The 13,157-nt window shown below is 68.7% G+C and carries 10 protein-coding genes; all 10 read right to left on the bottom strand.

The window, feature by feature from the left end; translation table 11 throughout:
* Positions 1-9: 9 nt before the first annotated feature.
* Positions 10-999, bottom strand: coding sequence for an ABC transporter substrate-binding protein (locus ACSVDO_RS21460; protein WP_489597041.1), 990 nt, complete (start codon positions 997-999; stop codon positions 10-12).
* 45 nt (positions 1,000-1,044) lie between these two features.
* Positions 1,045-2,007: a LysR family transcriptional regulator gene (locus ACSVDO_RS21455; protein WP_489597039.1), complete on the bottom strand. Its 963-nt coding sequence runs from the start codon at positions 2,005-2,007 to the stop codon at positions 1,045-1,047.
* Positions 2,008-2,153: 146 nt separating this feature from the next.
* Positions 2,154-2,861 carry a ligase-associated DNA damage response endonuclease PdeM gene (pdeM, locus tag ACSVDO_RS21450; protein WP_489597037.1) on the bottom strand — a complete coding sequence of 236 codons (708 nt, stop codon included), beginning with the start codon at positions 2,859-2,861 and terminating at the stop codon, positions 2,154-2,156.
* A gap of 5 nt (positions 2,862-2,866) precedes the next feature.
* Positions 2,867-5,530, bottom strand: coding sequence for a ligase-associated DNA damage response DEXH box helicase (locus ACSVDO_RS21445; protein ID WP_489597035.1), 2,664 nt, complete (start codon positions 5,528-5,530; stop codon positions 2,867-2,869).
* Positions 5,530-7,182: an ATP-dependent DNA ligase gene (locus ACSVDO_RS21440; RefSeq protein ID WP_489597033.1), complete on the bottom strand. Its 1,653-nt coding sequence runs from the start codon at positions 7,180-7,182 to the stop codon at positions 5,530-5,532. The genes ACSVDO_RS21445 and ACSVDO_RS21440 overlap by 1 nt, the downstream gene beginning before the upstream one ends.
* The gene (locus ACSVDO_RS21435; protein ID WP_489597031.1) at positions 7,179-8,255 is read right to left on the bottom strand and encodes a ligase-associated DNA damage response exonuclease; all 1,077 of its coding nucleotides are present in this window, start codon (positions 8,253-8,255) and stop codon (positions 7,179-7,181) included. Before ACSVDO_RS21435 ends, ACSVDO_RS21440 begins: the two co-directional genes overlap by 4 nt.
* Before the next feature lie 75 nt (positions 8,256-8,330).
* Positions 8,331-9,155: a phosphonoacetaldehyde hydrolase gene (gene phnX, locus ACSVDO_RS21430; protein WP_489597029.1), complete on the bottom strand. Its 825-nt coding sequence runs from the start codon at positions 9,153-9,155 to the stop codon at positions 8,331-8,333.
* A gap of 24 nt (positions 9,156-9,179) precedes the next feature.
* Positions 9,180-10,304, bottom strand: coding sequence for a TIGR03364 family FAD-dependent oxidoreductase (locus ACSVDO_RS21425; protein ID WP_489597027.1), 1,125 nt, complete (start codon positions 10,302-10,304; stop codon positions 9,180-9,182).
* 39 nt (positions 10,305-10,343) lie between these two features.
* The gene (locus tag ACSVDO_RS21420) at positions 10,344-12,065 is read right to left on the bottom strand and encodes a putative 2-aminoethylphosphonate ABC transporter permease subunit (RefSeq protein ID WP_489597025.1); all 1,722 of its coding nucleotides are present in this window, start codon (positions 12,063-12,065) and stop codon (positions 10,344-10,346) included.
* Complete coding sequence (locus ACSVDO_RS21415) at positions 12,062-13,153, bottom strand: putative 2-aminoethylphosphonate ABC transporter ATP-binding protein (protein ID WP_489597023.1); 1,092 nt, start codon at positions 13,151-13,153, stop codon at positions 12,062-12,064. The genes ACSVDO_RS21420 and ACSVDO_RS21415 overlap by 4 nt, the downstream gene beginning before the upstream one ends.
* Positions 13,154-13,157: the final 4 nt, after the last annotated feature.

Genomic DNA, 13,157 nt, shown 5'->3' with positions numbered 1-13,157 from the left:
GCTTACTCCTCAGGCGGTGATGAACGACGCATCTATCCAGTCCTTGACGACCGGGGCCTTGTCGATCTGCTTGTGCTTGACCAGCAGTTCCGCGAGCTTTTGCAGGCCTTCCATGTAGGGGCCTTTGAGAATCTCCGCCTGCTGGGCCAGCGTGTACCACTCCGCGCCCTTGACCGACGCCATCTGGTCCTCGGCGCTCAATTGGGTCAGCTTGGTGAGCGCGCGCGCCGCCTCCTCGGGCTTCTGGCGCAGCAGTTCATTGGATCTGAAATAGGCCTTGAGGTAGGCCTTGACCAAGTCCTTGTTCTTCTCGGCAAACGCCTTGCGTACCACCAGCACGTCGGGGCCCGGAGTCACCTTGTGCGATTCGTAGAGGCTGAACCTGGTGTCGTCGGCCAGCAGCGTCACGCCGGGCTGGCGAAGAATGCTGTCGAACTGCGGTGTCCACGCGGCCGCGGCGTCGATCTGGCCGGCCTGCATCGCGGCCGGCAACTCGGGCGCGGGCACGTTGAGCACGGCGACGTCGGCGGGCTTGAAGCCGGCCTTGTCCAACACATCCAGCACCAGCAGGTGGGCGCTCGAAGCAAACGTGACGCCCAGCTTCTTGCCCTTGAGGTCGGCAATGCTGCGAATGCCGTTGCGCGCCACGATGCCTTCGACACGGCCGAAGTTCTCAGGAATCGCGATGATGGAGAACTGGCGTGCACCGCGCGACATCAACGCCAGCGCCGAGACAATGCCCGTGCAGGCAATGTCGACGCCGCCCGACATCACGGCGGTCATGCGCGCCGACGAGGTGCCGAACATTTGCCAGTCCTGCTCTATGCCGGCTTCCTTGAGGTAGCCCTCGGTCATCGCCAGATAAGCCGGGTAATGGCCCAGCCAGGCCGAGCCGCCGTACTTGACACTCTGGCCCGCGGCCAGAGCGCCCAGTGGCAGCGCCGCGGCCAGGGAAGCCAGCGCGCAGTCCTGCATGAAATTGCGTCGATTGATGGACATCTTGTCTCCTTGATTTATTAATGGAATGACCGGAAAACGGGGAACTCAGCTCAGCGCGAGTCCGCTGCGCAGCCAGGGAATCTGGGCGCGGATCTCGGGGAAGATATCGGTCTCGAGCACATTGCGGCTGGCCTGGAAACAGTGCTCGACCATCTCTTCATATTCGCCTTCGCGCGAAAGCTGATAAATGGTGCGGCTGAGCGCCGCTCCGGGCAGCGGCAAGGTGGCGACCTGGGCGTTGTAGGCCCGGCCCTGCAGCAGGCACAGCGGCGTGGTGATGGTCCAGCCCAGGTCCGCGGCGACCATGGCCATCACCACGTCCGATGTGTCTATCTCCAAATAGGGCCGCGGCACATGGCCGCTGCGGCGCAGATGGCGCTCGATGATCGCGCCGAAGTGCGAACGCGCGCTGAAGCGGATGAACGGCATGCGCGCGATGAGCGTCGTCAGGTCTGTATCCTGGAACTGGCTCAGCCTGGCTTTCGGAATGGCGACGATGAAAGGCTCGCAGAAGATCGAGCGGCGCACGATACCGTTGACATCGTCCAGCGTGTCCGACGTGACGATCAAATCCAGCTGGCGATTGAGCAAGGCCGCCGCATGGCTGTTGGCCAGGCCAGACCACAGCAGCAATTGGCTGGCCGAAGCCGTCACTTTCTTGACGATGGCCGGGCCGGCCGTGGCGGCAAACGAGTCGATCATGCCCACGCGCATCGCGGGCCGGCTGGCGAGGTCGGCATCGCGCACATGCACCACCAGGCGGTCCATGTCTTCGACAATCTGGCGCGAGCGGCGGCTCAGCGCGATGCCCGCGGGCGTGAGCTTGAACGGCCGGTGGCTGCGATCGAACACCTGGGTTTCCAGGATGCTCTCGATCTGGCTGATGGTCTGCGACACCGCCGACTGGGTCACACCCAACTGGCGCGCGCCCAGCGACAGGCTGCCGGAGGTGGCGACGGCTTCAAAAATTCTCAGCGCCCGGATATCCAGGCCCGCTGCAATTTTCATGTTGTCTCCAAGCTAGTATTAGTATTTATGGAAATACTAACGAATAGCTTGGAGTTCACACATCAACTTAAGTAAAACTAATAGTTAGCTTAAGCTGCACTGTTGCCATCTGCGGGTTTTAGCCGCTAAAAAACACCTCTCGCACTTCAGCGCCGGCCACCCACCCACGGCAGCGCCACCACCTGCCCACCGCCCACCGCGTAGCAGCGCTCGGTTGCGGCCGGCAGCTCGCGCGTGCTGCCGGTGAAGGCGCCAAACGCGGGCAGTATCATCAGCCCGGGCGCGGTGCAAAAGCACGGCAGGCGCGCGCGGTCGTAGGCGCGCCCGCGCAGCTGCACCGCGGGGTGCAGATGGCCGGCCAGCACCAGCGCGTCGGCCACGGTCTGCGGATGGTGGCAGGCTGCGAACGGCCCCAGGCGAAACGGCTCGTCGACGATCTCGAAGCGCAGCGCGGGCGGCGGATCGCCCGCGTGGCTGTCGTGGTTGCCGCGCACCAGCAGGCAGGCCAGCTGCGCATGGCGCTCGCGCCAGGCGCGCACCGGGGCGATCACCTGCTCCTGCTGGGCCGTGGCCGCGTGCAGCCAGTCGCCCAGAACCACCAGGCGCTGCGCGCCCAGGCCGTCGATCAGCTGGCTCAGCCGGTCGAGGTTGTCGCGCGTCGTGCCCGAGGGCACGGGCTGGCCCAGCGCGCGAAAGCTCGCGGCCTTGCCCAGGTGCACGTCGGCGACAAACAGCGTTTTCTCGCGCGGCCACCACAGCGCGCGCTCGGGCAGCAGCGCCACCGACTCGCCGGCCAGAACGAGAGGCAAGGCGCCCGGGGGAGCCATGTGCAATGCAATGTCAATGCCGTCCATATCGATCAATTCTCCGCGCCCGGCGCCTGGCGCGCGCGGCCGCTCTTGCGCGCACGTGGCTTGCGCGTGCCCGCTGTTTCGCCGCGCGTCTCCAGCGCCAGCGCCGCGCCTATGTCGGCTTCAGGCAGCGCGCGCGCCTGGGCCGAGGCAAACACCTGGTCGGCGCTCGCATGCGCCGTGCCCACGGCCTCGCCGCCCGCGCTGCGCTCGAGTTCGGCCACCATGCGTGCAATGCGGTCGGCCAGCGACTCGTTGGTCAGCTTTTCGCGAAAGCGCTCGACCATCAGCGGAAACGCCAGCGGCGTGGGCTTGCGCAGCGCATGCAGCGCCAAGGTCTGGCCGGCGATGCGCGCGAGCGCGGCGGCGAGCTGGCCCACGTCCAGCTCCTGCGTCAGCAGTTCCTGCTCGGCCTGCAGCAGCAGCTGATTGTGCGGATCGTAGCGCTGGAACACTTCGAAGAACAGCGAGGCCGAGGCCTGCAGCTGGCGGTTGCTGCGGCGCTCGCCCGGATGGCTCTGGAAGATCAGCCCGGCAATGCGCGCGATCTCGCGAAAGCGCCGGCGCGCCAGTTCGGTGGCGTTGAGACTTCCCAGCACTTCGCCCAAAAGTTGTTCATTGGGGCGCGCAGCAAGCAGCCCCGGCAGGCGCCCGGCCCAGTCGATCTCCTTGGCGCTGAGCAGCTCGATGCCGTAGTCGTTGAGCGCGATGGAAAAGGTTCCGGTCTCGGGCTGGGCCGCGCGCCAGGCCAGCAGACTGGCCAGCCCCAGGTGCACCTGGCGGCCGGCAAACGGGTAGAGAAACAGATGCCAGCCTTCGCGCGACTTGAGCGTCTCGGCAATCAGCGTCGTCGGCGTGGGCAGGCCCGACCAGCGGCGCTGGATGTCGAGCAGCGGCTGCACGCATTGCATTTCCGGGCTGTCGAAGCGGCCTTCATCGGCGGCCTGCAGCTGGCGCAGCACGGCGTCGGCCAGCGTGCTCGACAGCGGCATGCGCCCGCCGTTCCAGCGCGGCAGCGCAGCGCGCCCGGCCGTGGCGCGGCGCACCAGCGCTGTCATCTGCTCGACGCGCACCAGCTCCAGCAGCCGGCCGCCGAACATGAAGGCGTCGCCGGGCTTGAGCCGCGCGATGAAGCTTTCCTCCACGCTTCCCAGGCGCGCGCCGCCCAGGTACTGCACGCTGATCGAGGCATCGCTGACGATGGTGCCGATGTTGACGCGGTGGCGCCGCGCCAGGCGCGCATTGGGCACGCGCCACAGGCCGGTTTCGTCGGGCACGACGCGGTGGTAGTCGGGATAGGCGGCCAGCGAGGGGCCGCCCTGGCGCACGAAATCCAGGCACCACTGCCAGTGCGCGTCGCTGATGCCGGCATAGGCCACGGTGCTGCGGATCTCGGTGAGCAGCGCGTCGGGCTCGAAGCCCCCGCCCAGCGCAATCGTCACCAGGTGCTGGACCAGCACGTCGAGCGGCGCGCGCGGGCTGGGCCTGGCCTCGATCTGGCCGGCGTGCACGGCCGCGCGCGCGGCCGCGGCCTCGACCAGCTCCAGGCTGTGCGTGGGCACCAGCGTGATGCGCGAGGGCCGGCCCGGCGCGTGGCCGGCGCGCCCGGCGCGCTGCACCAGCCGCGCCACGCCCTTGACCGAGCCGATCTGCAGCACCCGGTCCACGGGCAGGAAATCGACGCCCAGGTCGAGGCTCGAGGTACAGACCGCGGCCTTGATGCGCCCTTCCTTCAAGCCCAGTTCCACCCACTCGCGCACGCCGCGGTCCAGCGAGCCATGGTGCAATGCCAGCACGCCGGCCCAGTCGGGCCGCGCTTCGAGCAGCGCGCGGTACCAGCGCTCGGCCTGCGAGCGCATGTTGGTGAACACCAGGCAGCTGGCGCTTTCCTCTATGGCCTGCACCACCTGGGGCAGCATGCGCAGCCCCATGTGGCCGGCCCAGGCAAAGCGCTCGGCGGCCGCGGGCAGCAGCGTGTCTATCACCAGCGTCTTGTCGGTCTCGCCCTGGACGATGGCCGCGTCCTGGCCTTCGGGCGCGGCTGTCGTTCCCAGCAGCGTCTGCAGCGATTCATCGAGGTTGCCCAGCGTGGCCGACAGCCCCCAGGTCATGAGCGCCGGCTGAAAGCGCCGCAGGCGCGCCAGCGCCAGCTGGGTCTGCACGCCGCGCTTGTTGCCCATCAGCTCATGCCATTCGTCGACCACGGCCACGCGCACATGGCGCAGCAGCTCGTAGGCATCGGCGCGCGACAGCAGCAGCGTGAGGCTTTCGGGCGTGGTGACCAGCACTGTCGGCAGGCGCCGGTCCTGGGCCGCGCGCTGCGCCGAGGTGGTGTCGCCGCTGCGCAGCGCCGAAGTCCAGCCCGGGCTCAGCGCCTGCATGGGCTCCTGCAGCGCGCGCAGCGTGTCGGCGGCCAGCGCGCGCATGGGGGTGATCCACAGCACGGTCAGCGGCGGCGGCCTGCCCTTGATTCCCTCGGGTGCGACGCTCTTGCGCAAGGCGCCCAGCGCACCCAGCCAGACCGCCAGCGTCTTGCCGCTGCCGGTGCTCGAATGCAGCAGGCCGCTGCGGCCCTGCGCCATCTCGGCCCAGACGCGGCGCTGGAAAGCAAAGGTCTTCCAGCCGCGCGCGGCGATCCAGGCCGCCAGTGCGGGGTCGGCGCGCCTGGCCATCAGGCGTCTGCCTGCAGCAGCGCCTGCAGGGTCGCCAGCGTGTCGGCTTCCTCCACCGGCTTGTCCTCGCGCCGGCGCAGCATGCGCGGAAAGCGCACGGCAATGCCGCTCTTGTGGCGCTTGCTGGCGGCAATGCCTTCGAAGCCGAGTTCAAACACCATGCTCGGCGTGACGCTGCGCACCGGGCCGAAGGTCTCCACCGTGGTCTTGCGGATCACCGCGTCGACGGCGCGCATCTCGGCGTCGGTCAGGCCCGAATAGGCCTTGGCAAACGGCACCAGCTGGCGCGCGGGATCGTCCCGGGGGCCGTTCCACACCGCAAAGGTGTAGTCGCTGTACAGGCTGGCGCGCCGGCCATGGCCGCGCTGGGCGTAGATCAGCACTGCGTCCACCGACAGCGGGTCGATCTTCCATTTCCACCAGACACCGACATCCTTGGTGCGGCCCACGCCGTACTGCGCGTCCAGGCGCTTGAGCATCATGCCCTCGACGCCCAGCGCGCGCGCCTGTTCGCGCTGGCGCGCCAGCGCGGTCCAGTCGGCGCCGCGCAGCAGCGGGCTGAGCTCGAGCTGGGGATGGGGACAGGCCGCGACCAGTTGCTCCAGCCGCGCGCGGCGTTCATGCTGGGGCAGGGCGCGCAGATCGGCGCCCTCCTCTTCCAGCAGATCGTAGACGCACAGCACCACGGGCAGCTCGCGCAGCAGCTTGGCGCTGAGCGTCTTGCGCCCTATGCGCTGCTGCAGCTCGGCAAACGGCTGGGCGCGGCCGTCGCGCCAGACCAGGATCTCGCCGTCCAGCACCGTGCCGTCGGGCAGGCCCAGGCCCATGGCCTGCAGCTCCGGGTAGCGGTCGCTGACCAGCTCCTCGCCGCGCGTCCAGACCGAGACCTGGCCGTCGCGCTTGACCAGTTGGGCGCGAATGCCGTCCCATTTCCACTCGACCAGCCAGCCGTCCGCGGCGCCGAGCGCGGCCTCGAACTGCGCCAGCGGCAGGTTGAAAGGATGGGCCAGAAAGAAGGGATAGGGCTGGCCGCCGCGCATGCCGCCGCCGTGCGCGCCTTCGTCGGCGGCAATCAGCGCCTCGTAGTCGGCCGCCGTCGGCTGGGCGCCGATGTGCGTATAGCCCATGAGCCGCTGGGCAATCAGCTTGGCGTCGACGCCGCTGACCGCGGCCAGCGCCTGCGTGACCTGCAGCTTGGAGACGCCGACGCGGAACGCGCCGGTGATCAGCTTGAAATACACCAGGCGCTGGGCCGCGGCCAGCATGCGCCAGTGTTCCTGCAGCACCCGTGCCAGCGCCTCGGGCGCCTGGCCGCGCAGCGGCAGCAGATGCTGCTCCATCCAGTCGGCCAGCGGCAGCTCCAGCGCCGTCTCGGGCGCGGGCAGCAGCAGCGCAATCGTCTCGGCCAGATCGCCTACGGCTTCGTAGCTCTCATCAAACAGCCATTCGGGCAGGCCGGCGGCAAGCCGCGCCTGCTCGCGCAGCAGCCGCGTGGGCGCGAGCTGGCGCGGCTTGCCGCCGGCCAGGAAATACACGGCCCAGGCCGCGTCGCGCGCCGGCGCGGCGCGCAGATAGCGCTGCAGCGCCGCCTGCTTGGCCAGGCTGGAGGTGGACGCGTCGAGTTCGCGGTAAAGATCGGCAAAGGCTTTCATGCGGAGTCGGGGGTCCCGCCATCGGGCACAACGGCATCGCTTTGCGCGCGCGGCGCGGCGTCGTCGGCCTCGTCGTGATCACCGTATTCGGTGGAAAAGCCCTGGGCCTGCAGGCCCTGCTCGCCCAGCCAGCGCACCATCACCGCCACGCTGCCATGGGTCACGAAGATGCGTTCGGCGCCGGTGGCGAGAATGGCCGATTGCAGGCCGGGCCAGTCGGCGTGGTCGGAGACCACAAAGCCGCGGTCCACGCCGCGCCTGCGGCGCGTGCCGCGCAGCAGCATCCAGCCGCTGGCAAACGCATCCGAGGGGTTTGGGCCGAAGCGCCGCAGCCAGCTGCTGCGCCCGGCCGAGGGCGGGGCGATCACCAGCGAACGCGAAAGCGCAGATTTGTCGAGCGCGGCATCGGTCGCGTAATGCGTGGGCGGCAGCGCCACGCCGGCCGCGCGGTAGATCGCGTTGATGGGCTCGACGGCGCCATGCGCGACGATGGGCCCTATCGACGCATCGACGCCATGCAGCAGGCGCTGCGCCTTGCCCAGCGCATAGGCATAGAGCACCGAGGCCCGGCCGGCTTCGGCGTTGGCGCGCCACCAGGCGTTGATCTCGGCAAACAGCGCGGCCTGCGTGGGCCAGCGGTAGATCGGCAGGCCAAAGGTCGATTCGGTGATGAAGGTGTCGCAGCGCACCGGCTCGAACGGCGCGCAGGTGCCGTCGTTCTCCAGCTTGTAGTCGCCCGAGGCGACCCACACGCGCCCGCCATGTTCAAGCCGCACCTGGGCCGAGCCCAGCACATGGCCGGCCGGGTGCAGCGACAGCCTGACGCCGTGGTGGTCTATGACTTCGCCATAGGCCAGCGTCTGCAGCGTGATGTCCTCGCCCAGGCGCCGGCGCAGGATGGGCGCGCTGTCGTGCTGGGCCAGGTAATGCGCACTGCCCCAGCGCGCGTGATCGCTGTGCGCATGGGTGATGACGGCGCGCTCCACCGGCCGCCAGGGGTCTATGTAGAAGTCGCCTGGCGGGCAATACAGTCCTTCGGGACGGGCGACGATCAGATCCGCAACAGCACGCATGTTTTGGATGCTATGCGGGCCGCGGCGAGGATGCTGTAGGACAGGGTGCAGCATCCCGCCGGCGTCAGCAGGCGTTCAGGGCTGTATGCCTTGCGCGAGCTTGCGGGCGATGTCGTCGAGAACCGGCAGCAGGTCGGCGACGGAATCGATCACATAGTGCGCCCCCGCCGCCCGCAGCTGCTGGGCCGCAGCTTCGCGCCGCTGCTGCTGCTGCGCCGTGCTCAGCGCAGTCCATTGCTGCAGCGTCAGCCCCATGGCGTTGCCGCTGACCGAGACTCCCACGGTCCAGGTGCCGGCATTCCTGCCTTCAAGAATGCCGACATCGGTGTCGTCGACCTTGACCACCGTCGCCGGCCACCACACGCCCAGCTCGGCAAAGCAGCGGTACATCATCAGCGGCGCGGGCCGTCCCGCGCTCAGGTCGCCCGCGCACACCAGGTTGTCGGGCAGGTAGCCCGCGGCCGCGGCAATCGGCGAGACGATGTCCATGATCGGCCGGTTGTAGCCCGTGGTCGAGCCTATCTTCAGGCCGCGCCGGCGCAGCGCCGCGACGGTATCCAGCGCGCCCGGAATGAAGTCCGCGAAGTCGGCCACCACGGCGGCGTTCATAGGCGTGAACACCGCGTAGAGGTGGTCGATGTCGGCATCGGTAAAGGGCCGGCCGTGCCGGCGCTGCCACTGCGCGGCGACCTCGGGCAGCAGGCTCAGCGCCTTGATATGGTCCCACTTGGCCACGCCCATCGGGCCGCGCGCCTGCTCTATGCTGATCTCCATGCCGAACTGCGCGAACAGCCGCACGAAGGCGCCCATGGGCGCGCAGGAGCCGAAGTCGAGAATCGTGCCCGCCCAGTCGAAGACCACGGCGGACAGTTCGGTGCGGGAAGGTTGCTTGCTGCTCATTTTGATTCCGTTCAAAGGGGTGGCTCACCAGTCGCCAAACGTGTCTTCGGCAATGCCGAAGGCGGTGCTGGCGCCGGTGCCGCTGGTGACCAGCACCAGCCGCGTGGCGTCGTCAGGCTTGTCGATCAGGCAGTCGCTGCTGGCCGACGAGGGATAGATGCCTACCCAGCGCTCGGTGACGGTGGCAGTCTTGAGCTTGAGTGTGTCATGCAGATGCCGCAGGATGAGCTCGTCCACGCGCTGGTCGGCAAACGGTTCGGGCGCGGCGCTGTAGTGGTGGGAGTCGCCGACGACCAGCGAGCCGTCGGCGCTTTGCACCACGATCAGATGGATGCCGTGGTCCAGCGACTCGCCCTCTTCCTGCTGCAGCTGTGCCCGCAGTGCCGCGGCCGCGGGCAGCTTGCTGTAGCCGTGGTAGCGCACCAGGCTCAGGTCGGCCATGACCGAGCCCGGCAGCTTGAAGCCCGGCTCGGGCCGCACGCGCAGCATCTGCAGCTGGCACAGCCGCAGCTGGTGGGGCGCGAGGCGCTCGGCAAACAGGCCGTTGAGATCGGTATTGGTGCAGACGACCACGCGCTCGGCGTGCAGCAGCGCGCGCGCAGTGCGTACGCGCGGCGTCGCGACTTCCAGCACGGCCTCGCCAAAGCGAAACACCACGCCATGCGCCTGGGCCAGCCATTGCGCCAGCAGGCCGATGGCGCTGCGCGACTCCACGCGCATCTCGTGCGGGCTGTAGAGCACGCCCTGGGCGCCGTCGAGCTGCAGCACCGGAGCGCGGCGCGCGGCGGCGCGCACATCGAGCAGCTCGCAGTCCTGGCCCATCTCGGTGGCCATGAACTGCTCGAGCACCTTGAGCGCCTGGGGGCGAAAGGCCGTGAGGTACAGGCCGTGGTGCAGCGCTTCAATGCCGGCCTGCGGCGCGACTTCGCCCCAGATCTCGCGCGCGCGTCGCGCGCGCCGCCAGGTGTCGCCCGCGCCCTGGCCGGTGACGGTGATGAAGCCGAAGTTGCGTATCGAGGCGCCGACGCAGGCCGCGTCGCGCTCGACCACGCAGACCTTGAGGCCGCGTCGGGCGGCCGTGTAGGCATGGGCCAGGCCGACAATGCCGGCGCCGACGACGATCAGATCGAATGTATCGGGGGAATTCATGGAGTTGGGTTCGCAAGGAAAAGGGAATATGCAGCCGGCTCAGCGCGCCGGCGCGCGCCAGACCTGGGTGCGGCGATCGACCAGCCGGCCCGCGGCCAGGTAGAGCAGCGTGACCACGCCCGAAGTCGCGGCAATCAGCACCGCCATGGCCGCGGCCTGGCCGGTCTCGCCGGCCTCGTCCAGATTGAGAATCGCCACCGAGGCCAGCTTGGTGTCGGGCGAATACAGGAAGACCACGGCCGAGATGGTGGTCATGGCGTTGATGAAGAAGTAGCGCGAGACATCGAGCAGCACCGGCAGGCAGATCGGCAGCGTGACGCGCCAGAACGTCTTGTACAGCGGCACCTTGAGCGAAGCCGACACCGCCTCGAACTCGGCATCGAGCGCCTTGAGCGCCGTGACGACGGTCAAATGGCCGGTGGTGTAGAAATGCACCACGGTGCACAGCACCATCAACGGCAGCGTCTGGTACAGCCCGCCCAGCGGGTTGCCCGGCGTGTTGAAGAAGAAGATGTAGCCCAGGCCCAGCACCAGGCCGGGCACGGCCATGGGCAGCATGGCCATCAGCCGCACCACGGGCCGCAGCAGGTCCAGGCCGCGCGTCTTCTCCAGCAGGTAGGCGCCGACAAACACCACCAGGGTGCCTATCACCGCCGTGCTGGCCGCGAGTTTCAGGCTGTTGATCAGCGCCTCGCCAAGCTCGGCATCGACCAGACCCGACACGTAGTGATTCAGGCTGGGCGCAAGGTTGTAGGGCCACAGTGTGGCCAACGAGGCAAACACCGCCATGCCGAACATCGCCAGCACCAGGCCGACGATCAGCAGGCAGTAAAGCGTCATCGCCGCATCAAAGCCGCGCGACGGCCTGGGCACCAGCGCCACGGCGCGCGCCGTCAGCGTCGCGGTCTGCCGGCGCTGCACCCAGCCGTCGATGGCAAAGGTGAACACCGCGGGCGCCAGCAGCAGCAGCGCCACCACCGCGCCGCGCTGGAAGTCGTGCTGGCCTATGACCAGCTTGAAGACATCGGTGGCCAGCACGTTGAAATTGCCGCCCACCACCTTGGGAATGCCGAAGTCGGTGATCACCAGCGTGAAGCACACCAGGCCCGCAGAGATCAGGCCGTACTTGGCGCCCGGCAGCGTGACGGTGAGGAACTTGCGCACCGTGCCCGTGCCCAGCGCATCGGCGGCTTCGTACAGGCGCGCATCGGCCAGCGACAAGGCGGTCACGAGAATCATCAGCACATGCGGAAACACCGCAAAGCACTCGGCCAGCACGATGCCCGGCGCGCCGTAGATGCCGTCGAAACCCAGTCCCAGCCAGAAATCCCTGGCCAAGCCCTGGTTGCCGAACCAGTAGATCAGCGAGATCGCCGACAGCAGCGAGGGCGCCAGCAGCGGCAGCAGCATCACGGTGCGCAGCAGCGGCTTGGCCGGCATGCAGCTGCGCGTGAGCGCATAGGCAAAGGTGAAGGCCAGCGGCAGCACGATGGCCGTCACCAGCAGCGCGACCCAGATGCTTTGCCACAGGCTGGTCAGCAGCGCCGGCGAAGCCAGGTAGGCGGAAAACGCGCCGAATGCCGAGACCGCCACGCCCTCGGGCACCTGCAGCGCCTTGGACAGTATCAGCAGCAGCGGCGCCACCAGGCCCACGCCCAGCAGCAGCAGCACGCCCAGCAGGCCCAGATGACCCAGGCGCTCGTTCCAGTGCACGCGCTGGCGCAGGGGCGCCAGGCGTGGGGCCGTCGCCGCGGCGTTCATGCGCCAACTCCCGCGGGAAACACGCGCAGCCTATCGGCGCGCAGCGCAAAGTTCACGCGCGCGCCCTGGCGCACGCCGAATTCATCCATCTGGTTGAGCGAGTACTGCAACTGCAGCGGCTGCCCGGCCAGGCCTTCCACATCCACTTCGGCCAGGCAGTTGCCGCCCAGGAACTCGATGTGGCGCACCGTGCCTGCGCAGTGCAGCGGGTCGTCGGCGTCGACCCCGCCCACCACGCGGTCCTCGGGCCGCAGGTACAGCGCCACCGCGCTGCCGGGCCGGAAATCCGCGCCTTCTTGCGGCGCGCAGCGCAGGCGCTTGTCGCCGCAGCGATACCAGTGATCGCCTTCGGCCACGGCCTGCAGGCGGTTGACCTTGCCGACGAAGTCGGCCACAAACGGCGAAGCCGGCTCGCGGTATACCTGCAGCGGCGTTCCCACCTGCTCGATCACGCCATGGTTCATCACCACGATGCGGTCGGCCACCGACAGCGCCTCCTCCTGGTCGTGCGTGACCATGATGGTGGTCACGCCCAGGCGGCGCTGCAGCGCGCGCAGCTCGCTGCGCAGGTGGCCGCGCACCGTGGCGTCCAGCGCCGACAGCGGCTCGTCGAGCAGCAGCAGGCCCGGCGAAGTCGCCAGCGCGCGCGCCAGGGCCACGCGCTGCTGCTGGCCGCCCGACATCTGCGCCGGGTATTTGCCGGCGCTGGCCACAAGGCCCACGAGATACAGCAGCTCATCGACGCGCGCCGCGATGCGCGCGCGCGACTGCCGGCCGTTGACCAGCCCGTAGCCCACGTTCTGCGCCACCGTCAGGTTGGGAAACAGCGCATACGACTGGAACATGATGCCGTAGTCGCGCTCGGCGGGCGGCGCCGTGGAAATGTCGAAGCCGCCCTGCACGATGCTGCCCGAGGTCTGGGTCTCCAGCCCGGCAATGATGCGCAGCAGCGTGGTCTTGCCGCAGCCCGAAGGCCCGAGAAAGCAGACAAACTCCCCCTTGCGGATGTTCAGGTCTATGCTTTGCAGCGCGGTGAACGCGCCAAAGCGCTTGTGGATGCCGCGCAGCGCGAGGTAGGAGTCGTCCATGGTG

It is taken from the genome of Comamonas sp. DB36 (assembly GCF_057914905.1).
Note: the sequence above shows the minus strand (reverse complement) of the source record. Positions and strands in the feature narration are given on the sequence as shown.